22 protein-coding genes and 1 riboswitch are annotated in these 25,807 nt (G+C 39.4%); of the genes, 19 read left to right on the top strand and 3 right to left on the bottom strand.

Features of this window, described 5'->3' with window-relative positions; all coding sequences use genetic code 11:
- Window positions 1–31: 31 nt before the first annotated feature.
- The gene (locus LI951_RS11135) at window positions 32–2,617 is read left to right on the top strand and encodes a TrlF family AAA-like ATPase (RefSeq protein WP_229442216.1); all 2,586 of its coding nucleotides are present in this window, start codon (window positions 32–34) and stop codon (window positions 2,615–2,617) included.
- A 116-nt stretch (window positions 2,618–2,733) separates the two neighbouring features.
- Here LI951_RS11135 and LI951_RS11130 read toward each other — a convergent pair whose 3' ends face one another.
- On the bottom strand, window positions 2,734–3,144 hold the full coding sequence (locus LI951_RS11130) for a GNAT family N-acetyltransferase (protein WP_229442214.1): 411 nt from the start codon (window positions 3,142–3,144) through the stop codon (window positions 2,734–2,736).
- 117 nt (window positions 3,145–3,261) lie between these two features.
- Window positions 3,262–4,185, bottom strand: a complete 924-nt coding sequence (gene rnhC, locus LI951_RS11125; RefSeq protein ID WP_229442212.1) for a ribonuclease HIII — start codon at window positions 4,183–4,185, stop codon at window positions 3,262–3,264.
- Between the two features lie 996 nt (window positions 4,186–5,181).
- On the opposite strand from rnhC, the gene rimP reads away from it, so the two are divergent.
- From rimP to rbfA, 6 genes are all read left to right on the top strand, one after another.
- The gene (gene rimP / locus LI951_RS11120; protein ID WP_202067372.1) at window positions 5,182–5,655 is read left to right on the top strand and encodes a ribosome maturation factor RimP; all 474 of its coding nucleotides are present in this window, start codon (window positions 5,182–5,184) and stop codon (window positions 5,653–5,655) included.
- An 81-nt stretch (window positions 5,656–5,736) separates the two neighbouring features.
- Window positions 5,737–6,957, top strand: a complete 1,221-nt coding sequence (gene nusA / locus LI951_RS11115; protein ID WP_202067371.1) for a transcription termination factor NusA — start codon at window positions 5,737–5,739, stop codon at window positions 6,955–6,957.
- Between the two features lie 22 nt (window positions 6,958–6,979).
- Window positions 6,980–7,276, top strand: a complete 297-nt coding sequence (gene rnpM, locus LI951_RS11110; protein WP_202067370.1) for an RNase P modulator RnpM — start codon at window positions 6,980–6,982, stop codon at window positions 7,274–7,276.
- Window positions 7,269–7,571: a YlxQ-related RNA-binding protein gene (locus LI951_RS11105; protein ID WP_202067369.1), complete on the top strand. Its 303-nt coding sequence runs from the start codon at window positions 7,269–7,271 to the stop codon at window positions 7,569–7,571. The genes rnpM and LI951_RS11105 overlap by 8 nt, the downstream gene beginning before the upstream one ends.
- Before the next feature lie 12 nt (window positions 7,572–7,583).
- Window positions 7,584–10,283: a translation initiation factor IF-2 gene (infB, locus tag LI951_RS11100; RefSeq protein ID WP_229442210.1), complete on the top strand. Its 2,700-nt coding sequence runs from the start codon at window positions 7,584–7,586 to the stop codon at window positions 10,281–10,283.
- Window positions 10,284–10,319: 36 nt separating this feature from the next.
- On the top strand, window positions 10,320–10,670 hold the full coding sequence (gene rbfA, locus LI951_RS11095) for a 30S ribosome-binding factor RbfA (RefSeq protein ID WP_202067367.1): 351 nt from the start codon (window positions 10,320–10,322) through the stop codon (window positions 10,668–10,670).
- Between the two features lie 846 nt (window positions 10,671–11,516).
- Here the strand turns inward: rbfA and LI951_RS11090 are convergent.
- Complete coding sequence (locus tag LI951_RS11090) at window positions 11,517–11,957, bottom strand: GNAT family N-acetyltransferase (RefSeq protein WP_202067366.1); 441 nt, start codon at window positions 11,955–11,957, stop codon at window positions 11,517–11,519.
- Window positions 11,958–12,057: 100 nt separating this feature from the next.
- Between LI951_RS11090 and LI951_RS11085 the strand changes: the two genes are divergently transcribed.
- From LI951_RS11085 to thiE, 12 genes are all read left to right on the top strand, one after another.
- Window positions 12,058–13,155, top strand: a complete 1,098-nt coding sequence (locus tag LI951_RS11085; RefSeq protein WP_229442257.1) for a DUF7278 family profilin-like fold-containing protein — start codon at window positions 12,058–12,060, stop codon at window positions 13,153–13,155.
- 482 nt (window positions 13,156–13,637) lie between these two features.
- On the top strand, window positions 13,638–16,277 hold the full coding sequence (gene alaS / locus LI951_RS11080; RefSeq protein ID WP_229442208.1) for an alanine--tRNA ligase: 2,640 nt from the start codon (window positions 13,638–13,640) through the stop codon (window positions 16,275–16,277).
- A gap of 446 nt (window positions 16,278–16,723) precedes the next feature.
- Complete coding sequence (locus LI951_RS11075; protein WP_202067364.1) at window positions 16,724–17,422, top strand: tRNA (adenine(22)-N(1))-methyltransferase; 699 nt, start codon at window positions 16,724–16,726, stop codon at window positions 17,420–17,422.
- A gap of 1 nt (window position 17,423) precedes the next feature.
- Window positions 17,424–18,542, top strand: coding sequence for a Nif3-like dinuclear metal center hexameric protein (locus LI951_RS11070; protein ID WP_229442206.1), 1,119 nt, complete (start codon window positions 17,424–17,426; stop codon window positions 18,540–18,542).
- An 11-nt stretch (window positions 18,543–18,553) separates the two neighbouring features.
- Window positions 18,554–19,792 carry a peptidase T gene (pepT, locus tag LI951_RS11065; protein ID WP_229442205.1) on the top strand — a complete coding sequence of 413 codons (1,239 nt, stop codon included), beginning with the start codon at window positions 18,554–18,556 and terminating at the stop codon, window positions 19,790–19,792.
- Window positions 19,793–19,883: 91 nt separating this feature from the next.
- Window positions 19,884–20,054 (top strand): hypothetical protein, encoded by a 171-nt coding sequence (locus LI951_RS11060; RefSeq protein WP_202067361.1) that lies wholly within the window; start codon window positions 19,884–19,886, stop codon window positions 20,052–20,054.
- Window positions 20,055–20,676: 622 nt separating this feature from the next.
- A complete protein-coding gene (locus LI951_RS11055; RefSeq protein ID WP_202067360.1) occupies window positions 20,677–20,961 on the top strand; it encodes a DUF1294 domain-containing protein in 285 nt (94 codons plus the stop codon).
- A gap of 11 nt (window positions 20,962–20,972) precedes the next feature.
- Window positions 20,973–22,010, top strand: coding sequence for a lysylphosphatidylglycerol synthase transmembrane domain-containing protein (locus LI951_RS11050; protein WP_229442203.1), 1,038 nt, complete (start codon window positions 20,973–20,975; stop codon window positions 22,008–22,010).
- A 294-nt stretch (window positions 22,011–22,304) separates the two neighbouring features.
- A riboswitch (TPP riboswitch) is annotated at window positions 22,305–22,404 on the top strand.
- A gap of 98 nt (window positions 22,405–22,502) precedes the next feature.
- The gene (gene tenA / locus LI951_RS11045; RefSeq protein WP_229442201.1) at window positions 22,503–23,186 is read left to right on the top strand and encodes a thiaminase II; all 684 of its coding nucleotides are present in this window, start codon (window positions 22,503–22,505) and stop codon (window positions 23,184–23,186) included.
- Window positions 23,168–23,974 (top strand): hydroxyethylthiazole kinase, encoded by an 807-nt coding sequence (gene thiM, locus LI951_RS11040; protein ID WP_202067357.1) that lies wholly within the window; start codon window positions 23,168–23,170, stop codon window positions 23,972–23,974. Before tenA ends, thiM begins: the two co-directional genes overlap by 19 nt.
- Window positions 23,971–24,792: a bifunctional hydroxymethylpyrimidine kinase/phosphomethylpyrimidine kinase gene (thiD, locus tag LI951_RS11035; protein WP_229442199.1), complete on the top strand. Its 822-nt coding sequence runs from the start codon at window positions 23,971–23,973 to the stop codon at window positions 24,790–24,792. The genes thiM and thiD overlap by 4 nt, the downstream gene beginning before the upstream one ends.
- Window positions 24,779–25,417 (top strand): thiamine phosphate synthase, encoded by a 639-nt coding sequence (gene thiE, locus LI951_RS11030; RefSeq protein WP_229442197.1) that lies wholly within the window; start codon window positions 24,779–24,781, stop codon window positions 25,415–25,417. Before thiD ends, thiE begins: the two co-directional genes overlap by 14 nt.
- Window positions 25,418–25,807: the final 390 nt, after the last annotated feature.

Raw genomic sequence — 25,807 nt, 5'->3', positions numbered from 1 at the left:
ATTATTACTTTTACAATTGAGGAGGACAGACATGTTTAGCAAAGGTACGGCATGGATTAGAGCAGATTTTCATTTACACACTAAAGCTGACAAAGAATTTATCTATTCAGGAGAAGAAGATAGATTCGTTTCTGACTATGTAGAGAAATTAAAATCTGAAAATATCGGTTTAGGTGTTATTACAAATCATAATAAGTTTGACTTGGGAGAATATAAGGCTATCAAAAAGAAAGCAAATAAACAAAATATTCTAATCTTCCCTGGAGTAGAACTTTCCGTTAAGGAGGGAGCAAATGGTATTCATTGCTTGATAATTTTTAAAGATAATGATTGGGTTAGCGGAAAAAAGGAGTACATAAATAATTTTCTGGACGAAGTTTTTAAGGGAATTGAAAACAGAGAGCATGAAAATACAAGGTGCAATCATGATTTACCACAAGTAATTAAATCTCTAAATTCTTATGAAAAAGAATATTTCATTTTAATGGCTCATATAGAGCAAAAAAGTGGCTTTTTAAAAGAATGTGACGGTGGACTTATCACCTCCCTATCATCAAAAGGTGAATTCCGAGAACGTGTTCTTGGTTTTCAGAAAGGAAGATCCCGAGACAAAATAGCTCAACTTGAACAATGGATGGGTTACAGGCTTCCTTATGTTGAAGGTTCTGACTGTAAATCAATAGAACAGATAGGAAAAGGGAAACCATCTTTTATTAAGATTGGTGATAATAACTTTGAGTCTGTCGTACTTGCACTAAAAGATTTTGAGAATAGAACATCCCTTGAAGCGAAGAAAACCGTTCATGGCTATATTCAATCTGTTGAGTTTTTAGGTGGGAAGTTGGATGGAGAAAAGATTTATTTATCTTCAGAATTAAATAGCTTAATCGGCATTAGAGGAAGTGGAAAATCAAGTATTATTGAAGCAATTCGTTATGCGTTGGACATGCCACCCTCAGAAGCGGATAAGCAGTATAAGACAGATGTAGTGGAAAACTTACTTGGTTCGGGAGGGCAAATTATTTTAGAACTTCAAGATAATTTTGGAAATCTTTATAAAATAAAACGCATCCTTGGAGAAAGTCCACATATAACAGATGGAAATAATCAAGAAGTTGGAGCCAAAATAAGTTCTGTTCTAAATGCTCCGCTATATTTTGGGCAGAAAGACTTATCGAATATGGATAACGGATTTGAATTGAAATTATTAGATAAGTTAGTCGGAAAAAGAACAAAATCTTCGAAAGAAAGTTTATTAGATATAGAAAATAAGCTATCTGAAAAAATCAAAAATTTTATTGATTTGGAGGACAAAATAAATAGTTTTTCTGAACTTCAAAAAAACCTTCAAGATACAAAACATAAAATTAAGATATTCGAAGAAAAGGGATTGTCTAAAAAATTATCAAAACAAGTAAATTTTCAAAAAGATAAAGAAACAGTAAAAAGAGTCCTTGACCTAACTCAGAATTATAAACTTACATTAAAAGAAAGTATTGCCTCAGAATATCTTGACGAGCTAGACGATTTAAAAGGAATTACTTCTCTAGAGGTTCCAGAGCTATTTAAAGAATTATCCGAAGAAGTAGAGAAAGTCTCAGCTACTAAAACAAAGCTACAAAAAATTGTTAGCGAGATAGAAAGCTCGTCCGAACATATAGATAAGCTTCTAGTTAAAATTCAAGAAACAATCGACTCTTTAGAAGAAGAGTTTGCTGAAATCAAACGAGAAATTAGTATACCTAATCTAAATCCAGATGATTTCTCTAAACTAAAAATTACTGAAGAAAGAATCCTTGATGAAATTGGTAAGAAAACACGTCAGGAAGAAGAAAGAGCTCAAATCATTACTAACATCCAAACATTATTGGATGAAAGAAACCAATCATTAGTTAAAGAGCTGAATGAATATAAGCAAGAAATTGAAAAAATAAATAATAGTCAAAGCTCCTTGGAACTAGACATTTCATTTAAAGGGAATAAGAACTTCTTTTTAGAAAATTTAAAATTACATTTCAAAGGAACAGGAATAACAGCTAGCGGATATGAAGCTTTAGTTGCGGAATTTAATGATTTCCCCACACTAATTGCTGATATATTGCTATTTGATTCTAAAAGAGCTGCCAAAATTTTACCTAGCACTCATCTAGATAAACTTAAGCAGAAAACTAGAAAAAATTATAATTCATTAATAAAAATTTCTACCCCAAATCAAATTGAAATAAATTATCATGGCAAACCATTAGCTAAGCATTCAATTGGTCAGAGGGCATCAGCATTAGTGTTGTTCATTTTATCACAAAAAGAGAATAATTTAATTATGATTGACCAACCAGAAGACGATCTTGATAATCAAGTTATCTATAACGAAATCATAAAAGAAATCAAAACAAGAAAATCCGATGTACAGTTCATCTTTGCTACACATAATGCTAATATACCAGTATTAGGTGATTCTGAACAAATTGTAACTGTTTCATATGATGACAAGAAAATAAATATCCAGACTGGTAGTGTTGACAATAAGAAAACCCAGAGTAGCATAGTAGATATTATGGAAGGTGGGCAAGAAGCATTCAGCAAAAGAACAGAAATATATAGTTTGTGGAAAAACTAAGATAAAAAACAGTTTAAAGTAAAATTACCTTAATATAAGGAACACAAGTAACCAGCAGTGAGAAAGCCCACAATCTTGGTGATTGCGGGCTTTCTTTAGATATGGGCGAGTCCATTTTATTTAGTATTTTTATTTGTCCTTATGAAAGTTAACACTTCTGTCACAACCTCTGCTTTTCTTTCTTCACCGGAGTTCAGACGTATTCCGCCTGCTCCTGTTGCTGCTGCCCATTTTTCAACGGACTGCATTAATTCTTTTCCGCAGCCTTTTCCCTGAAATGCTGTATCAACAGACAATGCCAGTATATTAATCATCTTTGGTGCATAAATGGTTAGATAGACCGCTGCATGAATATAACCGCATACTTGATCATCAATAGTGCAGATGAATAGTTTATTATCAGTCAAATTAAGAAGATCTTCCAGCTGCTCCTTTGTTTTAATCAGCGGGTAGTCATAGCCAAGGGAGTCCTGGTTAATTGCATGTAAAGCTTCGGCATCAGAAAGTATTGCTTCCCTAATAATCATATACATCTCTCCTTAATTTCTTTAGATCAATTGCTGCTTGGCTCTGTCAGTAAAAGCGAACATGCAGCATAATAAGAGGTATTTTAGTCTGGTTCTTCTGTAAAAGAGGTTGTTCTATTATTTCTCTGCAATTTTCTGGGCTTTTCCTGTATTGGCAAAATGCAGTTTAACATAGTTGGACAATAGGTCCATGCCTCCTTGTTTTAAAACTCGGGCGGCAACCTGATCCGATTTTGCACCTGCACCAGACGGTACTGTATATCCCAATTCATTAGATTCCTTCTGCAGCTCTTCTAGAAAGGCCGCTCGACAGATGATTGATGCTGCAGCAACTGCAATGTGATACTGTTCTCCTTTAGTAATAAAATAGAGTTTTTCTGTTACCTGATTTTTTTCGCTGCGGACATATTTCCGATAGTTGCCTTCCGGGGTGAATTGATCAATCAGAATGCCTTCCGGTTTAACAGGTACCAAATCCTTCAGCAGTAAATAAATTGCTTGATTATGCAGTGCAACTTTCATATGTACGGCATTGTATTTTGGTTGAATCTCATTGTATTTTTTTGGCTCTAAAATAAGCAGACGATAGGGAATCAATTCCTTCACCAGATGTGAGAGCTTAATGATTTGGTCATCTGTCAGTTCTTTTGAGTCGCGGACGCCCAATGCTTTTAATTTTGAAATCATATTCTTTTCAACATAGGCTGCACAGACTGTGACGGGGCCAAAGTAGCTGCCGTTTCCTACCTCGTCACTGCCGATGACAGACAGCTGATCAAATCCCGGAGGCAGCTGCTGGGATTTGGAAGGGTTAGCTGTTTTTGCAGAGGTCGCAGGATTTCCCCATTTTTGGGCTTCTTTTTCTGCACCGGTTCCTTGGAACATCACTTTACCGGAATTATAAGCAGTGATAGTCGTTGTTCCGGTTTTAGCTGTGAAAAGGGTATAGGGAACAGATTTACTTAGTTTATTTTTTTCGTAGGCCGCAGCCATTTTTTTAAGCGTTTCGTTCGATACTTTGATTACTTGATTTTGTTTCATTTTCTCTGTCCTTTCTCTATTTTCTCTATAGTAAGATAATTAACCCAAAAAAGAAAGGCTCAACTATGTTGCTAAAACAGAGAACTATTTTCTTAATACTTATTTGGGACAGACTGATCAAATTATTAGGAAAGCTGATTTTTTAAAGAGGATCGCATTTTTTGGGGATTTGAAGCAGCTGCGGGTTACTTGCGATTGTTTCTATGATAAACTACTGGAATTGGTTCTGCAGATCTTTACTCAGTACGCAGCTTTTTTCTTCGTAAATTAGAATCTTTATCTTTAAACGTGACGTTGGAATTTGCAGAGCAATCCGGTAAGATTAAAAGTAAAATATTTAATTGGGAAAACGACTCTGATCATGAATAGAGCAAAGAAGATAGAAACAAATGAAATTTCTTATTATCATCTGGTTAATCTGGGAAAAGAGAGCAATACTATAATAGAGCATATTAATCTATTGGTTTCCCAAATATATGATCATAATTTCTGGTACCTTAAAATAAATGTACTTTCTGAAGAAGCAATCATTGAAATTGAAAGATGTTGCAAAAAAAAGGATTTCTTAAATTTTAATGATCTTTTGTATAATTTGTCCCTGCGTTTTTGGTAAATGCTCGTCGTATATCCAGCAGTTTCGTATGTAATACTGCTGGATATGCTCCGTATTTCTTGGGTTAGAAGCATAACTTAGGTTTAATTCGGTCAGCACAGCATATTACAATTGATCATTAAAAACAACATAAAGATAGCTGATTTTATAAGTAGAAAGACAATCATTCTGTGAAAGATCAGGTATTTTTCTGGAAACGGCTCTGCTTAAGCAAAGAGTCATACAGTCTATTTGATTCCTGTAGGAGAATATGTTAAACTTATATACAAGTAATGATACTAATTGGGAGTGAGCGGATTTCTGCTCACTCTTTTTAATGGCATTGATCATGAGCCTTGTATTGCCAATGGTACGTTACATCAATCTCGAAGGAGGCGAAAATTTTGAGTAGTGTCGTGGAAACTGTTACCGAGTTAGTCACACCGATCTTAAAAGAGCAGAATTTTGAACTTGTAGATATAGAGTTTGTCAAGGAAGGTAAAAACTGGTTTTTACGTGTATTTATTGATAAAACAGGCGGCATAGATATTGAGGAATGCGCATTTGTCAGTGAAAAACTAAGTGAACGGCTTGATGCGGTGGAACCTGATCCAATTCCTCAGGCTTACTTTCTAGAGGTATCTTCTCCCGGGGCTGAACGTCCATTGAAAAAGGAACAGGATTATGAAAATGCTGTCGGAGAATATATCCATGTTTCTTTGTATCAAGCTATAGAAGGTGAAAAGCAGTTTGAAGGAACAATGGAAAAATTTGATAAGGATACAGTAATGCTGACTGTCAAAGTGAAAACAAGAACAAAGGAACTGGTCATCGATCGAAAAAATATTGCAAAGGCTCGCTTAGCAATTCAGTTTTAAGTATTAACTTCTAACGGTCTGTTTTATTGATGGAAGCAGATGCGTTCAGCTTTGACTAAATATGGGAGGAAATAATAAAAAATGAGCAAAGAAATGTTAAATGCTTTGGATGCATTAGAAGCTGAAAAAGGAATAAAAAAGGAAACGGTAATTGAAGCGTTGGTGGCAGCGCTGGTTTCCGCATATAAAAGACATTATGGACAGGCCAATAATGTTGAAGTGGAGTTCGATGAAAAGAAAGGCAATATCCACGTATATGCTGTCAAAGAAGTGACTGACGAGGTATTTGATTCACAATTGGAAGTATCTTTAAAAGATGCAATGGCGATAAACAAAGCTTATGAGGTTGGTGATAAAATTCGTTTTGAAGTAACCCCTAAAGATTTCGGAAGAATCGCAGCTCAAACAGCGAAGCAGGTTATTTTGCAGCGTGTCCGTGAAGCGGAAAGAACAATTATTTACAATGAGTTCAGCGCTTACGAAAATGATATCATGCAGGGAATCGTTGAACGACAGGATCGACGGTATATCTACGTGAATTTAGGCAAGATTGAAGCAGTTTTATCCAAACAAGATCAGATGCCAAATGAATTTTATCAGCCTCATGACCGAATCAAAGTCTACGTTTCCCGTGTTGAAAATACGTCAAAGGGTCCTCAGGTGTTTGTAAGCCGCAGCCATCCGGATTTGTTGCGACGTTTGTTTGAACAGGAAATTCCTGAAGTTTATGATGGTATTGTAGAAATTGTTAATATTGCAAGAGAAGCGGGTGATCGTTCAAAGGTAGCTGTACGCTCAAACGATCAGAATGTTGATCCGGTAGGGACATGTGTCGGTCCTAAAGGACAACGTGTTCAGGCAATTGTTAACGAGCTGAAAGGCGAGAACATGGATATTGTTGAGTGGGATGAAGATCCGGCAGTATTTATCAGCAATGCGCTAAACCCGGCTCAAGTAGTTGATGTAATTTTTGCTGCTGAAAATCCAAAAGCCTGCACCGTTGTGGTTCCTGATTTCCAACTGTCTCTGGCAATCGGAAAACGCGGGCAAAATGCACGTTTGGCAGCAAAATTGACAAACTTCAAAATTGATATTAAGCCAGAATCAGAGATGGAAGATTTCTATGCTCAACAGGCAGAAAATGCTGATGGAGAAGAATATTCCGAAGAAGTATATGATGAAGAGTATAACGAAAATTTTGAAGACAGCTATGAAGAAGATCAAGAAGTGATGGAAGCTGATTTGACCTCAGATGAATATGAAAATATAGAATTTGACAACGAACAGGCAGAAGAAAAATAGCGTTTTTGGAGGGAACTATATTATGAAAAAAAGAAAAATTCCAATGCGTAAATCTGTTGTGTCCGGAGAGATGAAACCTAAGAAAGAACTGGTTCGTATTACACGTTCAAAAGAAGGAGAGGTTTCTCTTGATCCTTCTGGAAAGAAACCGGGAAGAGGTGCTTATGTCGCACTTGAACCGGAAGAAATAAAAAGAGCGTGGGAAAACCGGATACTGGACCGAGTGTTGGAAACAACACTGACTGATGATTTTTATCAGGAACTGCTGGCTTATGTCGAACATCAAAAAGCACGTAATGAGCTGTTTGGCAATGAATAAAGAGAAGACATTGAATTTACTTGGACTGGCGATGCGGGCAGGGAGATTGATCACTGGTGAAGAAATGACAGTGAAAGATATCCAAAAAAATAAAACAGAATTTGTGTTTATTGCTGCAGATGCAAGCGACAATACACGCAAAAAAATTAAGGACAAATGTTCTTATTACGAAATTCCCTGGAATGACGAATTACTTCAGATAGAAATTAGTCATGCGATTGGCAGACAGCGAATGATTGTTGGCGTAAACGATCAAGGATTTGCTAAGAAATTCAAGGAATTAACGAAATGCTAGGAAGGTGATTGCATGGGAAAAAAGAGAATATATGAATTAGCAAAAGAAATAGATCAACCAAGTAAAGATGTTGTAAATAAAGCGCATGAGTTGGGTATAGATGTAAAGAATCATATGGGAGCGATCAACCCGTCTGATGAAACAAAGCTGCGCTCTGCGTTTACAAAAAAGGCGGCACCTGCAGCTCAGCAAACTGCAAAGCCGGCAGTTCAACAGAATCAGAGCAAACAGCAGCAACCAAATCAAAACAATCGTCCACAGGGACAACAAGGTCAGGGGAATCAACAGCGCTTGAATCAAAACAATCGTCCACAGGGACAGCAGGGTCAGGGAAACCAACAACGACCAAATCAAAACAATCGTCCGCAGGGACAGCAGGGTCAGGGAAACCAACAACGACCAAATCAAAATAATCGTCCGCAGGGACAACAGGGTCAGGGAAATCAACAACGACCAAATCAAAATAATCGTCCGCAGGGACAACAGGGTCAGGGAAATCAACAACGACCAAATCAAAACAACCGTCCACAGGGACAACAGGGTCAGGGAAATCAACAACGACCAAATCAAAACAACCGTCCGCAGGGACAGCAGGGTCAGGGAAATCAACAACGACCAAATCAAAACAACCGTCCACAGGGACAACAAGGTCAGAATAATCAACAGCGTTCCAACCAAAACAATCGTCCGCAAGGACAACAGCAGGGGCAACAACGCCCGACTCAGGGTCAGCAAGGTCAAACCAGATCTGCAGCAGGACAAAGCAGTCAAAATCAAAACCGCAGCAACACTAATAACCAGAATAGAAGCAATTCATTCGGTGGAGGTCAAAACAGAAACAACCGTAATAACTTTAACAACCAAAATCGTAACAGATTTAATAAAAAAGGGAAAAAAGGCAAGTACCAGGAGTCTACCAAGCCGCCGGTACCGGCTAGAAAATTCAAGGAGCTTCCTGAAATTCTTGAATATACAGAGGGTATGAACGTAGCGGATATTGCCAAAAAGATTTACCGTGAGCCGGCAGAAATCATCAAGAAACTGTTTATGATGGGTGTGATGGTTAATCAGAACCAGTCATTGGACAAAGAGACGATTGAACTGCTGGCAGTAGATTACGGGATTGAGCCTCAGGAAAAAGTACAAATTGATATTGCAGATATCGATAAATTCTTTGAACCTGATGCTGTTTCAGAAGAGAATTTGGTAAGCCGTCCTCCTGTTGTTACAATCATGGGTCACGTTGACCACGGGAAAACAACTTTATTGGATACCCTGCGTCATTCTCGAGTGACATCAGGCGAAGCTGGCGGAATTACTCAGCATATTGGGGCTTATCAGATTGAAATTGAAGGGAAGCCAATTACGTTCCTTGATACACCAGGACACTCGGCCTTCACCAGTATGCGTGCTCGTGGAGCAAGTATCACAGATATCACTATTTTAGTGGTTGCTGCAGATGATGGTGTGATGCCTCAGACTGTTGAAGCTATCAACCATGCAAAAGCAGCGAAGGTTCCGATCATTGTTGCTGTGAACAAAATTGATAAACCTGGTGCTAATCCGGATCATGTGAAACAGGCATTGTCTGAGTATGAACTGATTCCTGAAGAATGGGGCGGAGATACGATTTTTGTTAATATCTCGGCAAAGTTCAATCAAAATATTGATGAGTTATTAGAAAATATTTTACTGATTGCTGAAGTAGAAGATCTGAAAGCTGATCCGACACAGCATGCTATTGGAACGGTTATCGAAGCACGTCTGGATAAAGGAAAAGGCTCTGTTGCTACATTACTGGTACAGCAGGGAACACTGAAAGTCGGAGATCCGATTGTTGTCGGCAATACTTATGGACGTGTCCGTGTGATGACAAATGATATCGGACGTCGTGACAAAACTGCTGGTCCGGCAACACCTGTAGAAATTACCGGATTGAATGATGTACCTCAGGCAGGAGATCGTTTTGCCGTACTTGAAGATGAAAAAACAGCTCGTCAGGCAGGGGAAGAAAGAGCGAAGCGGGCCTTGCATGAACAACGTTCAGCAAACAGCCGTGTAACTCTGGATAACTTGTTTGAAAGTCTGAAAGAGGGCGAGCTGAAAGAAGTTAATGTTATTATCAAAGCTGATGTACAGGGATCAGCGGAAGCTCTTTCTGCCAGTCTTCAAAAGATTGATGTTGAAGGTGTGCGGGTAAAAATCGTCCATTCAGCAGTAGGAGCAATTAATGAAAGTGATGTGACACTTGCTGCGGCAAGTAATGCCATCATTATTGGGTTCAATGTACGTCCTACACCTCAGGCTAAACAACAGGCTGAGCAAGAAGAAGTGGATATTCGTCTTCATCGAATTATTTATAATGCAATTGATGAAATTGAAACTGCTATGAAAGGATTGCTTGATCCTGAATTTGAAGAAAAAATTACAGGACAGATGGTTGTTCGTGAATTGTATAAAGTTTCTAAAGTTGGAACAATTGCCGGTTGTTATGTGACAGACGGCTCAATTCGCAGAGACAGCGGAGTTCATGTTATTCGTGACGGTATTGTAATTTTCGAAGGCAAGCTTGCGAGTCTGAAACGTTTTAAAGATGATGCAAAAGAAGTAAAATTAGGATTTGAATGTGGAGCAATGGTCGAAAACTTTAATGATTTAAAGGTTGACGATGTGATTGAAGGCTTCGTTATGGAAGAAATTAAACGAAACTAGTCTATTCTGCTCCAGAATGAAGGGAGAAGAAAGAACATGGCAAATTATCGTGACCGACGTGTCGGACAGGAAATATTAAGAGAAATCAATGATATCCTGAGAAAACGTGTCAGAGACCCCAGAGTTCAGGGGATTACGATTACTGATGTTCGTGTGACAGGAGATTTGCAGCAGGCAACGATTTATTACAGCCTGCTGTCTGGCCTGGCATCTGATCAGACAAAGGCACAGGAAGGATTGGATAAAGCAAAAGGGTTGATTCGCAAGGAATTAGGGCAACGTCTGAGCTTATACAAGACGCCTGAGCTGATTTTTGAAAAAGATGAGTCTGTTGAATACGGAAATCATATTGACGAGCTGATTCGCAAACTGAATCAGGATGACTAAAAAAGGAGGTCGGGCCAAAAGCGATCAGCTCCGAGAATCAAGAAGGAATATCCGAAACTAGTCAAGGAACACTAGTCATAAAATAAATAGCTGAGAATTGATACACTACGCTGCGCTTCGATCACCTCAACTTCTACGTATGAAACATACGAGAGTTGACAGGCTTCACTAGGATTGCTTTAGCAGAATAGATGACGTCCTGTTACCTACTGGGTGAAGGACCTGGAGCGTCTCCTATTTTCAGGATAGTTCGGCTTAATTCTAAAGGAGCTGCTCCTGCGGTTACTCGTCGCAAAAAGAATTTTTGCTTTTGTACCGCCGTTTATTCAGGGTTAGATATGAAGAGAGTTTGAAACTTTATTCTTTCCCAAACTTATAGTAAAACACCAATGGAATGCTTGCCCAAAAAAGGGTTCATTTCATTGGTGTTTTTGAGTAAAGCAACTATCCACCTGCTATGCGGGTGGGAAACAAAAGGTTATCCCAAAAAGCCCTTCTAATCGTTAAAATATAGTTGTTCAGACCATATTTAATAACGATTAGAAGGGCAAAAAATGGCTAATAAAACAAACAGTTTAGCCTATACAAAACAGATGTATAAGTACCATATTGTATTTAGAGGATACTTTTGGTGTAGTTTTTTTCTATTGGTTGTTTAAAAGTAATTAAACATAACTGTTACTTTTCATACATTTTCTGCATCGGACAAGTTGTCATAGACAAAAAGAAGTCTTGATGAAAAGCTATGTTGGCAGTATTCTTCTATAGAATTTTTAGAAGGTAAGTACAAAAGACGTTTGTATCGCATGCTTTTAGAAAATACCCCTATGTATTCATTTTTTGCTTTTACTCTTCAACAGGTAGTTCTTTAGACATTTTTACACACAGGATATTATCTTCCAAAAACGTGCCTGATTGTTTGGTATAGCCAAGTTTTTCATAAAATGGCACAACGCTTATTTCAGCCGATAAAGTAGAGGTCGTGCAGCCGTCTTTGACTGCTTTTTCTTCAAGAGCATTCATTAGTTTTGTTCCAATGCCTTTTCTTCTGTTATTTTCTTCCACACACAAGCGATCGGGCTGAATAATTTCATCTTCTGCTTTTTCATAACGAACAGTTCCGACTGCTTCTTTTCCATCGTATAATACGAAGTACTTGCGATCAGGTGTATCCAGGCTGTCAAATTCTTCCTGTACAGAGATGTGCTGTTCTTTTACGAATACCTCATAGCGGAGTGCAAAAGCTGCTGCCTGATTCCAACGTTCATTTCCAAAATGTAGTTTCATAGTTTTCCTCCATGTTTTATGATAAATAAAATGTGATTCAGTGGTATACTTATCATAACAGAAATATTAAAAAATTACGAGGAGGTTCTCAGCAGTGTTCATGGAACAATTAGACTGGGTGAACTGGAAACAGCTGTCTGACAGTGTGAAGAAAACAGTCTTTCAACAGCTTCTTCTTTATTACGTTGATCCAAATATAGAAATTACAGATATTCGTTTGAAAAATTTTGAGCTTTATGGAATAAAATGCCGAACCTTCGAATTGGAACTGGATGGCGAAACATTTGTTTTTATACCGGGAAATCGGGAGGCTATCCTGGGCTGGGATCTTGGAGTGGAAGGACTTCGCAGTCACGAACTGGTAAATGTTGATTCTGCTGAAATTGAGAATCAAACATATAAAGCAATGTTGAGCCAGCAAGAAATTGATGAAGCGGCTGATTGGTTAAATGTGGAAGATTCCTATGATTTTTCGACTCTGGAAGGAATCAGTTTGTATATTAATGATCATACAAGTGAACTTAGAAAAAGAAAAATTGCACCGATGCTCGTTCAGAAGTATGCGTTGCCTGCCGGCACATCAATTCTTGGTATTCTTGATACAGTGACTGGAACGTTCAGAGGAGAAGTCGGTACCTTTTTACAGTTTGAAGAAGAAATTAAGACCATGCTATTTCCGCCTTTATCTGCTCAGGAAAGCATATTCTGGGAATTTCCAAAAACGCTGCATAAAAAGAACTGCTATTATCTAGAGTTTGTGCCGACAACAGATTCTTATCTTGTTTATTCTTCTCAGGATTGTACGCATGCTGGGTTAAAGAAACGAATCGCTCAAAAAGGCTTTGAGATGCTATCAGAAGATCATTGGGAGTTCGCGGCGGGTGCGGGAACAAGACGCTTGTTTCGGTGGGGAAATGAATTGAAAATCTATCCTAATTCATCTGGACAGCATATTCTGGAGAAAATTAACGGGCCCAATATGTTTGGATTGATTGTTGACAGTCATATGAACAGATATGAGCTGACTCGAGAGAGCAGCTCTGTAAAATTGGAGCGGCAGCGGCCAAAGCAATCACTGATTGAAAATATGCTGCCATTATCCACGTATTATCAGTCTGAACATATCATTTCTGCGGAACAGATTTTAAGCCCGGATATGTATTTGTACAGGAAAGCTATACTGGTTGATTATCAATAGAACAATTTTAAGGCGAGCTTGAACAATTTCCTGTCTTACTCAAGACTGGTAGTTGACTTTTAAGGTGATTTTCCTTATACTTTGAGAAGAAATCTAAAGAATATCTTTTTAGTTCTCTATGTTTACAGAAAGTTCTTTACAGCTGAGAAAAGAACAACATATGATTAAATCGGCTCTCTTTAGTTACACCGGTAGAAATATCGGCGCCACTCTGCGTTACAGAGCTTAAGAGGTAATGATCAGCATCATTGCAATCAAGGTGGTACCGCGAAGATTTCGTCCTTGACTGCAATGGTGTTTTTGTGTGCTCAGATAAGGGGGAGTACCTCCAGCATATAAAATGCAGACTATCATTAGCAGCTGTCAGACTGTTTCAGCAAAGATCCAGTTGTTTGTCGCTTTATATAGTATCTGTAAGATTAAGTTTTCCAGAGCTCTTTGTTAGACAAGAAAAACTTTATTAAGAAAGCAGGAATAGAAAGATGAAAAAGTTGTCAAGCAGTCAAGTCCGCCAGATGTATTTGGACTTTTTTAAATCAAAAGGTCATTCTATTGAACCAAGTGCTTCACTTGTGCCGGTTAATGACCCCACACTACTTTGGATTAATTCAGGGGTAGCAACCTTAAAAAAATATTTTGACGGATCGGTTGTTCCCGAAAATCCGAGAATTACCAATGCACAAAAATCAATCCGTACTAATGATATTGAAAATGTTGGAAAAACAGCCCGCCACCATACTATGTTTGAAATGATGGGCAATTTCTCCATTGGCGACTATTTTAAAAAAGAAGCGATTCTTTGGGCGTGGGAGTTTTTAACTTCTCCTGATTGGATTGGTTTTGATCCGGATAAGCTGTATGTCACTGTCTATCCAAAAGATACAGAAGCAAAAAGAATTTGGGCAGAGGAAGTAGGATTGTCAGCAGACCATATTGTGGATGTGGAGGATAACTTCTGGGATATCGGTGCAGGTCCATGCGGTCCGGATTCAGAGATCTTTTATGACCGCGGCGAAGCATTTTTGGATGTTGCCGAAGATGATCCTGAGAACTATCCGGGAGGAGAAAATGAGCGTTATCTGGAAATTTGGAATTTAGTCTTTTCTGAGTTTAATCATCAGGCAGACGGCTCTTACGATCCGCTTCCTCATAAAAATATTGATACGGGGATGGGACTGGAACGAATGGTCTCCATTATTCAGGATGCTCCAACAAACTTTGAAACTGATTTATTTATGCCGATTATTCGTGCAGTTGAAAAATTAAGCAGCTCAGCAAAATATGGAGAAAATCCTCAGACTGATATTTCGTTTAAAGTCATTGCCGATCATATTCGTGCTTTGTCATTTGCTATTGGAGATGGTGCCCTTCCATCAAATGAGGGAAGGGGCTATGTTTTAAGACGCTTGCTTCGTCGAGCAGTGATGCATGGGAAGAAATTAGGGATTAATGAAGCGTTCCTTTACAAATTGGTACCGGTTGTCGGTGAAATTATGGTCAGCTACTATCCGGAAGTTCTTCAACAGAAAGACTTTATTGAAAAAGTAGTACGGACTGAAGAAGAACGATTCCATGAAACGATTAATGAAGGACTGGAAATTCTTAATGAGCTGATTGCATCTGTTAAGGATTCTAAAGAAGACACATTGAGCGGTAAAGACATTTTCAAACTGTATGATACCTATGGCTTCCCAGTTGAACTGACAGAGGAAGTGGCAGAAGATGAAGGACTGAAAGTTGATCACTCCGGTTTTGAGAAAGAAATGGACATGCAGCGGGAGCGCGCACGCGCTGCAAGAAATACAGAAGCGTCCATGGGTGTGCAGTCAGCTGTGTTGACTGATATTAAAGTGAAAAGCACTTTTGTCGGTTATACTGAACTTGAAGCAAACTCAGAATTGCTGATTATTTTGGACGGCGAAAATATTGTTGATGAAATGAGTGAAGGGACAGCACAGTTGATTTTTGCTGAAACACCATTTTATGCTGAGATGGGTGGACAGGTTGCTGACCAGGGTACGATTAATAATCAAAGCGGCGAAGTGGTTGCTCACGTAACGAAGGTTCTCAAAGCACCAAACGGACAATTTCTGCATACAGTTGAGATTACAGGGAAACTGAGTGAAGGTGTCGTGTATCAATTGAAGGTTGATACAAATAAACGCAACCGCATTTTAAAAAATCATACAGCAACACACTTGCTGCATCGTGCATTGAAGGATATTTTAGGCGATCATGCAAATCAGGCAGGCTCGTTGGTTGCGCCGGGACATTTACGCTTTGACTTTACACATTTTGGACAAGTGACTCCAGAAGAACTGATTCAAATGGAAGCCATTGTTAATGAAAAAATCTGGGAAGCAATTCCGGTTACAACAATTGAAACAGATATTGATACAGCGAAAAACATGGGTGCAATGGCATTGTTTGGTGAAAAATATGGAAAAGAAGTTCGTGTGGTTAATATCGGCGGTTACTCCATTGAGCTTTGCGGCGGAACGCATGTAAGCAATACAGAGGATATCGGTATCTTTAAAATTGTTTCTGAGTCAGGTATCGGTGCTGGAGTGAGAAGAATTGAGGCTGTTACGAGTAAGGAAGCCTACGAGTTAATGCATGGAGAAGAACAGCAGTTGAAAACAATTGCCGGAATTGTAAAATCACCACAATTGAAGGATGTTGTCTCCAAGACAGAACAACTGCAGCAGCAGCTGCGTGAGCTTCAAAAAGAAAATGAACAGTTGGCAGGCAAGCTGGCAAATCAACAGGCAGGCGATGTGTTCAAAGAAGTGAAAGAAGCGAATGGCTATACGTATATCGCAGCAAAAGTGACTGTTAAGGATATGAATCAGCTGCGTCAGCTTGCTGACCAATGGAAGCAGAAGGAACTTTCAGATGTATTAGTTTTGGCTACTGCTCAAGGTGACAAGGTGAGTTTATTGTCGGCAATGTCCAAAACAGCAAATGATAAGGGATTGAAAGCAGGAGAGCTGATCAAAGCAATTGCTCCGAAAGTCGGAGGAGGCGGAGGCGGTCGTCCTGATATGGCTCAAGCGGGCGGTAAGAATCCTGCCGGGATTGAAGAAGCCTTGGCTGAAGTGAAAAGCTGGTTGGAAAAATAGGAATTAGAAAAAGAGTTGATTAAAACTGAACGACGAAGAGCGTTCGGACCTTTGTCAAACATTCATGAGCTCATACTATTCGTTCAATCTGAATAATGAAAGCCATTGATAAGCTTTCGTATAAAACAGGTCTGACAAATAGAATTTCGGGAGTGGTCATTGAACAGCAGTTTGCTTTTCAATGACTGCTTTTTTTAACCCAGCTTCGAGATGGAAATGGCTTTACTCAAAAAGGAGAGGACAAAGGTGTAACGGTTTCACTCTGGAAAACATAGAAAAATAGAGCTGACTGTTCGCCTTTCTCTGCTGCGTATCTTGTTATTTTCCCTGAATGGAACAGGAGTGAAAATCAAGCAACGGAATAAACCAAATAAGTTATTTTCCTGCTGCTGAAATTTTTTAGAATAATTCTCTTATGTTATAATGTTTAATGGAGGAATTGAGAGATGAATGAAAATCAATTATCAAAACGTTTGAACCAAGTAGGAGCCTTTGTTCCTACTGGAAGTCGCTTGGCTGATATCGGTTCAGATCATGCCTATCTGCCTGTTTCACTGATGCTTCAGGGGAAAATAAAATTTGCTGTAGCAGGTGAAGTGGTCAGAGGACCGTATGCATCAGCTGTAAAGCAAGTTCGGAAAAGCGGGCTTGAGAACAAAATAGTGGTCCGTCTTGCTGATGGCTTGGACGCGGTTGAGGAGCAGGATAAAATTGATGCTGTTTCAATTTGTGGAATGGGCGGAGTACTCATCAGAGATATTCTGGAGCGGGGATGGAACGCAAAACGGATAAATGGCAGTGAATTGCTGATTCTTCAACCTAACATTGGAGAAAGAGAACTGCGCGTCTGGCTGCAGCAGCGCGGATATACCATTTTGGAAGAGGCTATCCTTGAAGAAAATCAAAAAATTTATGAGATTATCTGTGCAAAACGAGAAGTGAGAACTGTTCAATATACAGAAGCAGAATTATTGTTTGGCCCTGTTCTTATCACTAAAAAAGGAGATGCTTTCCGGAAGAAATGGCAGCGGGAATTGAAACAGCGGCAGAATGTGGTTGAACAGCTAAAAAGGTCAGCCGCAGATCAATCGGAAAAAATAAAAAAAATAGAATCAGAAATCAGAAAAATCGAGGAGGTTCTTTAGAATGAGTTTGTCCGGGAAACAATTTTTCGAAAAATTTGAAGCTTACTGTCCTCAATGGCTGGCCGAAGAAGGAGACCCCGTAGGATTGCATATCGGCACAACTAACAAGGAACTGAATACAGTGATGGTCACACTGGATGTGCGTCCTGAAGTCGTGGTAGAAGCAATTGAAAAAAAAGTGGATTTAATTATTGCCAAACATCCGCCAATTTTTCGACCGGCTAAAAGATTAGACTTGGATCAGCCGCAAACGAAGATGTATGCAGATCTTTTAAAGCATGATATTGCAGTATTTGCAGCCCATACGAATCTAGATATTGTTGAAAATGGATTGAACGACTGGCTTTGCGAATTGCTTGGAATTGAGACCACTGTCTACCTGGCAAAAACACATACCGTTCCCTATAAAAAGCTGGCAGTCTTTGTTCCGGTGGAGCAGGCAGCAGAAATGAGAGCGGCATTGGGGGAAGCGGGAGCAGGTACTCAGGGGGATTATCGTAATACCAGTTATTCAATTATTGGAACAGGACGCTTTACGCCAGTTGAAGGAGCAAGTCCGTCAATCGGTCGGCTGAATCAGGAAGAAAGCGTTCAGGAAGCCAAAATTGAAGTGATTTTTCCTGAAACACTGGAAACAGCTGTCCTCAATGCAATGTATTCTGTTCATCCATATGAAGAACCAGCGTTTGATGTTTATACTATTAGCAACCTAAAAAAAGAATATGGACTAGGGCGGATTGGAGAACTGAATGAAGCAGTGACTCTGACAGAATTTATAAAATTGGTGAAAAATAAGTTTGGTGTGGAAGGACTTCGGCTGATTACAAAGGACGAGGAGAAGAAGATCAAAAAAGTGGCGATCTGCGGCGGCAGCGGAGAAAAGTTTTACCGGGAGGCCTTAAATAAGGGCGCTGATGTTTACATCACAGGAGATGTCTATTATCATACTGCTCATGACATGGAAGAAGAAGGACTCACAGTTATTGATCCGGGGCACCACATCGAAGAATTGTGTATGCCTGAGTTGGTCAAACTGTTCAATCAGTGGAAAAAAGACTATACTTGGGAAGTAACATTTATTCAATCAGAAGTAAATACAAATCCATTTAAACTTAGATAGGAGTAATGAGAATGTACGAAAATTTATTACCTCGTTTTTTACGCTATGTAAAGACTGAAACACGGTCAAATCCGCTGAGTAAAACGACCCCTTCAACAGAGACTCAGGTTGCTTTTGCCCGCACACTGAAAAAGGAACTGGAAGAACTGGGAATGTCAGAGGTTTTTTATAATGAGGATAATGGTTTTGTGATAGCCACGCTGCCGGGAAATACAGACAAAGACGTGCGTACAATTGGTTTTATTGCACATATGGATACTGCTGATTTTAATGCAGAAAATGTAAATCCTCAGATTGTTGAAAATTATGATGGAAAATCGGCCATTAAATTAGATGCTGAAGGGAAATACACGCTAAATACGAATGATTTTCCGAACTTAAAAAATTATGCCGGACAGACACTTATTACGACAGATGGGACAACTTTGTTAGGTGCTGACGATAAATCCGGGATTGCTGAAATAATGACTGCTATGGAAATCTTAATTAAGAATCCATCAATTGAACATGGAACGATTCGGGTGGCATTCGGCCCCGATGAAGAAATCGGGATAGGTGCAAATAAATTTGATGTTGACCAGTTTAATGTTGATTTTGCGTATACAGTGGATGGTGGACCTGTCGGGGAACTGCAGTTTGAAACCTTTAATGGAGCACAGGCAGAAATTACGCTTCTTGGAAAAAATGTTCATCCTGGAACTGCAAAAGACACCATGATTAATGCGTTACAGCTGGCTATTGATTTTCATAATGAATTGCCTGCAGAGGAAGTACCTGAAAAGACAGAGGGCAGAGAAGGCTTTTTCCATCTCCATCAATTGTCAGGAACTCCGGAAGAAGCACAGATGATTTACATCATCCGTGACCATGACCGCGAGAAATTTGAAGCTCGTAAAGAGATGATTACGGAGATTCAGGCTAAATTAAACAGTCAGTTTGATCAGGAACGTGTTGTGATGAACTTGTTTGATCAATACTACAATATGGGCGAAATTATTGAAAAAGACATGAGTATTATTGAAGTGGCAAAACAGGCGATGATTGAACTGGATATAAAACCAGTCATTGAACCGATTCGTGGTGGAACAGACGGCTCAAAAATTTCTTTTATGGGAATACCGACCCCAAATATTTTTGCCGGCGGAGAAAACATGCATGGACGTTTTGAATATGTTTCACTTCAGGCAATGGAAAAGGCAACAGATGTAATTGTAAAAATTGCTGAGCTGAATGCCAAAATCAATAAGTAAAAGCGGTTGAGAATCTTTTGTTTTATAAGGCTGGAGCTGCAGGATTAACCGTTGCTCCGGTCTTGTTTTTTTCTTGTGAGGGGATGATGAGATGGAAAAAATGCTGATTTTAACCAACGAAATATCCAGAAGTGAACAAGGAAAAGAATTTGCTGAAAAACTTGTGACGTATGCAGAAGAAAAAGATAAGGGTGCAGTGACTTGCTATCTGCAGCAGATTGGACCGGATGTTGCTGATCAGGCAGCTGTTGATTTAGCTTGATATAAAAATTGACGGCGAACTAAAATGGCAGGAGAAAATGATGCTGTGACAAAGCGTGCTCCTACGCTTCTTCGAATGCTCGTCGCATGTCTGAGGGTCATGCAAGAGCGTGCTCCTACGCTTCTTCGAATGCTCGTCGCATATCTGAGGGGTCATGTAAGAGCGTGCTCCTACGCTTCTTCGAATGCTCGTCGCATGTCTGAGGGTCATGTAAGAACGTGCTCCTACGCTTCTTCGAATGCTCGTCGCATATCTGAGGGGTCATGTAAGAGCGTGCTCCTGCGTGGAACACCGTTTATTTAGTTTTTGGGGACTTAGCTATACTGATACTAATGTCACCGTCCCTTTAATGAAAAACTCTGTTGGAGGCTGTCGAAACTTTACTGCTGCCAAGCCCGCTGATGAATGCTTGTCACCCCAATCATTTCTTCAAGCGCCGAGGACATAAGGTGTTCCACTTAATTATTTTGCCAAGAGTTAATATACTTAAACTGATGTCTTATCTGTCAAAAATTATAGTGAGAAAAGTGAATGAGCTTCCAGATATTGAGTACCTGACTGGGTCGCAAATTTAAATAAGCAGCTGTAAACCAACTATTTTGTATGAAAGTGAGGCAAGTGTATGTTACTGTCAGTAAATGTTTTTTTATGGATTTATTTGATAATTATTAATCTCTATGTTTTCTTTATTATGTATTACGACAAGAGTCAGGCCAAAAAAGGCGGCTGGCGAATTCCAGAACACAGAATACTCACAGCCGGAATCATTGGCGGTGGGCCGGCGGGATTAATCGGGCAGCAGATCTTTCGTCATAAATCAAGAAAATTAAAATTTTATGCTGCTTTCATATTGGGAAGCTTCGTTTTCTGCGGCATTCTTTATCTGTATTTTAGCTATTTTTCTTAGAGGAGGAAGTCATGAAGAATAAACCTGTGCTGAAAATCATTTTTAATGTGATTTTGATGCTGGTTATGATTGGAATCGTTTTTTATGTAATAGATAATTCATTAAGCAGTATTTTTGCACAACTGCTGAAAACAAGTGTTTTTACCCTACTGGCTGTTGTTGGGCTGGGGGTGTTCTATCAAATTGTAGAAGGTCGATCGATTAAAGAAATTGTCTACAGCTTTCAACCTGATTTCACAACAAAGGACGGCTTCTTTGCTTCCTGTTATGTTGCTTTTTATCGGATTGTTTCTTTTGGTACAGGAACGCTTGTTTCAGAAGTGCTTTATTACCGGAAAAAGGCTCTGGCAACCTCTCAGGCTATTGGTATTACAGCTCTGCATATGATTATGTATAAGCTGGCTGTAATCTTTTTAGCTGTCTTAGGTCTTATTTTTCAGTTTCCGCTTCTTTATTCGACTGCCCCCATGATGATTCCATTTATTTTAGCTAGTTTAATTTTCAGCTTTTTGATTGTTGTTGTTGTTTTAGCTCTTTCAATAAGTATCAGACTGCAAGTATTTTTAACGGTTTGGGCGGATAAGCATATCAAACGACCTAAGCTTAGGGATTGGGTAGATCAATGGAATATCCAGATTTATTCACTGAGGGATACCGTCCAGACAGTGATCAAAGACCACTCTGCAATGATTCGTATATTCATGTGGAATGTGGGAAAAGTTCTGATCTGGCTGGTTATTCCTTATGTAGCTTTGGTTGAGCATCATTCTTCCCTCGACTTGCTGCTGACATTGTCTTATACTAGTTTTGCGATTGTTCTGGCTGGTGTCATTCCAACACCTGCTGGAATTGGCTCATTTGAATTTGTCTATCTGTTGCTGTTTAAACCTTTGGTAGGGACAGTAGATGCTGTTTCTTCTCTGCTCTTGTATCGATTCGGCAGCTTTGTTTTGCCCTTTCTGATAGGAATGGTTTATGTGATGATTGAAAAAAGAAAAGAGATTAAAAAAGAAATTGTTGCGGTACGTAAGGAAGAACCTTCTAAATGATCCGGAGTGATTCTGATAAAAGAGTTATACTGCTTGAGATACTGTATTTGTGAGTAATGATAAAGAAGTTTAGATTTGGATTTTATTGAATTGACTGTTATATTTTGACAAGATTTAGGAAGCGGTCTGGTGGAGCATGCAATCATGCCGTTTCTGGCTTTTTACCTAAATTCAACAATACAGGCTGCAGATTTTTTCTTTTCGCTTGCTGCTGCTGAGTAAATCGTTTTACAGGTTTATTTTGCGAAGATTGTTTTTTTCATTGTTTCTTCTTTTCTTTCTATGTTATAATTTTAGATATGCTGGGGGTGTCTTTATGACTGAGACGTTCATGTGAACGGACCCTTTGAACCTGTGAGTTGATACTTGCGTAGGGAAGTAGTCTGAGAAATAGAATAAGATATTTTAGACTCTTCAAGATGGTTTCGTACATTCTGAAGGGTTTTTCTGTTTTTTTTGGCTTTCTTCTCAAAAAAATTGAGGAGGAACAAGATGAGTTTTACAGAGGAAGTAAGGGAACAGGCGGATGAGTTGTGGAATAAAAGTAAGCAGCATCCGTTTTTAAAGGAGTTGAAAGAAGGGACACTTTCACCGGAAATATTTCGTTATTACCTGATTCAGGATAGGTATTATCTGGAGCAGTTCTCTAATATTCATCAAGCTGCTGCAGAGCTTTCAGAGGACAAAGACATAAAGAAATCATTTCTTGCCGGTGTCGCAGGCTTGGATGAAGCAGAGCTTGCTGTACGAGAAAGTTTTTTCAAAGAGCTGAGAATTGATGAAAAAGTGATACAAGCCACACCGATTGCACCAACTGCATATTATTATACTGCACATATGTATAAGGAACTGGCTTCGGGCAGTGCAGCGAGAACTGCTGCAGCACTGCTTCCCTGTTACTGGCTGTATCAGGAAATTGGAGAAATGCTGATTGAAAACGGTTCCCCGAAGCCCCTTTATCAACAATGGATTGAAACGTATGACAGTACAGGATATCAGGAAGCAGTTGACCGCCAAAGAAGGCTGACTGATTTCCTCGCTGAAAATGTCTCAGAATCAGAAAGAAACTTGATGCTTCAAAGTTTTTTAGTTAGCAGCTATCAGGAATGGAAGTTCTGGGGCATGGCCTATGAACAGGAACAGTGGGAGGAATCTTCATGTATCCATATTATTTAATTGACGAAATCAGAAAGCAAAATCCTTTGATTCATAATATTACCAATATCGTCGTTGCAAATGATTCAGCGAATGGTCTTTTGGCATTGGGTGCCTCACCATTTATGTCCTCAGCGCTTGAAGAAATGATTGAGGTGGCAATAATAGCGGATGCAACGGTTTTAAATACTGGGACCCTTTCACAGGTGCAATTGGAGGCTATGATTACTGTTGGTGAAAAAGCCAATCAGCTGAACAAACCAGTTGTGCTTGATCCTGTAGGAGTGGGTGCAACTTTGTATCGAAAAGAAGCGGTTGCACATCTGTTGACAAGCATTAGTCCAACACTGATTCGTGGAAATGCAGGAGAGATTGCTGCATTGGCAGAGAGTGATTGGACCAGTAAAGGTGTAGATGCGGGAGCCGGCTCTGCAGATATCATTGCTGCAGCGAAGAAGGTTGCGAATAAATATCAGACATTTGTATCTGTCAGCGGGGAAAAAGACGTTGTCACAGATGGACGGATTGTTTATCTTGTTGAAAATGGAACTCCTTATTTTACTTCAATGACAGGTGCCGGCTGTTTACTGTCTTCTATTTGCGGAGCGTTTTTAGCTGTTGATACAGAAACATCGCTTGAATCCGTTGTGCTGGCCAATTGCAGCTATGCACTGGCAGGTGAATCAGTTGCCGGAAAACTTAAGAGACTTGCAGTAGGAACATTTAGACAGGAGCTGCTTGATGAACTTTCTTTACTGAATCAGGAAAAAGTCGAAAAATCAGCCAGAATCAGGAGGATTGACGGATGAATAAAACAATACAGGCGTTGACAATTGCAGGATTTGACAGCGGTGGCGGAGCCGGGATGCAGGCAGATTTAAAAACGTTTCAGGAAAGATTTGTTTTTGGTACTTCTGTCCTGACGGCTTTGCCCATTCAGAATACTCAGGGAGTCAAGGCAGTCTACGACATTTCAACAGCTGCAATTATTGATCAGCTGAACGTGATACAAGAAGATTTTTCAATTGATGCAGTTAAAACAGGTATGCTGTTCACAGAAGAAATAATTCGATGTGTTGCTCAATTTTTACAGATAGCTGACTTTGGTCCGCTAGTGATTGACCCTGTGATGATTGCTAAGGGGGGGCATGCATTGCTGAAAGAAGACGCAGTTCAAGCCCTGATTGAACTGCTGTTGCCGTTGGCCGAAATAATTACACCAAATATTCCGGAAGCAGAAGCAATTAGTAAAATGACGATCACCAGTCAAGAAGACATGGCTGCAGCGGGAAAATTAATCCAATCTCTTGGAGCAAAAAATGTCGTAGTCAAAGGTGGACATCATCTTGCCGATAAAGAATCATCTGACATGCTTCTACTGTCTTCCGGTAAGATTGAGTGGCTGACGGCTGAACGAATAGACACTAAAAATACGCATGGCACGGGCTGCACCTTTTCTGCTTGTATCACAGCTGAGCTTGCAAAGGGAAAATCGGTAGAAGAAGCGGTTCGAATCGGAAAAGCATTTATCCAAGCAGCAATTACAGATGGTATAGATGTGGGCAAAGGAAATGGACCTACTAATCATTGGGCGTATCGAAAGGTAAAAATAAATGCAGAAAAATAAAAGCTATTTAGAAGTTTATTGGATTGCCGGCACTCAGGATATTCCAATAGGGAGTTTGCCGGAGGTATTGGAAGAAGCGCTGCAGTCAGGAATTACATGTTTTCAATACAGGGAAAAGGGGAAAGGCAGTCTTCAAAAATTTGAGGATCGAAAGCAAATGGCACGTATCTGTCAGAATTTGTGCCGCAAATATCAGACTCCCTTTATTGTGAATGATGATGTTGAATTGGCTCTTGAAATCGAAGCTGATGGTATTCATATCGGGCAGGAAGACCAACATATCCTGGAGGTATTGCCGCTTTTTAAAGAAAAGATTGTTGGTCTGTCCTGTTATGATGAAAAGGAAATTAATTCAGCCAATCAGTTGAAAGAACTGTCTTATTATGGGATTGGTCCGGTTTTCGGCACTATTTCAAAAGAAGATGCAAAACCTCCGATTGGTGTTAAAAAGCTGAGCGAGCTGGTAAATAAGGCATCAAAGCCTACTGTTGCAATTGGAGGAATCAATACAAAGAATATAGCCGAGATTCTTCAGACAGAGGTCGGCGGTGCTGCAGTCATTTCAGCGGTTACACAAGCGAAATCAATTTCGCAAACCATTCGACAATTGAAAGGTCAGTTATAATTATGTGAGTCCCGCTAATTGCTGGTGTATTGATCGAATTAAAACTAATCTATGCTTCTAGTCCAAGAAGCGTGGAGCCCGCACAGGAGTAGGACAGAAATGAAGTTTCAAACTCTCTTCGTATCTGACCTGAATAAACGGCGGGACAAAGACTTCCTACTACAGAAAAATCTTGTCTCTGCGAGTCTTGCCTTGTTCGATTCTTGATACAAACGTGTCTGCTTGGAAAAGCGTTTAGAAATTTATCAATAGCATGGAAGCACAAAATGAATCAGGGGGAAGTTCTGACTTGTCTAAATGCTTTTTATACAAAAGGTTGAGTGTTTGAAGAGATGCTCAGCCTTTTTTTGCAGCGGCTTCCTTGAAATGCAGGAAATGTTGTGTTCATTT

This window comes from Enterococcus sp. BWT-B8 (assembly GCF_020567625.1).
GTDB lineage: Bacteria > Bacillota > Bacilli > Lactobacillales > Enterococcaceae > Enterococcus_L.
The sequence above is the reverse complement of the archived record's forward strand: the minus strand, read 5'-3'. Positions and strand labels throughout refer to the sequence as shown.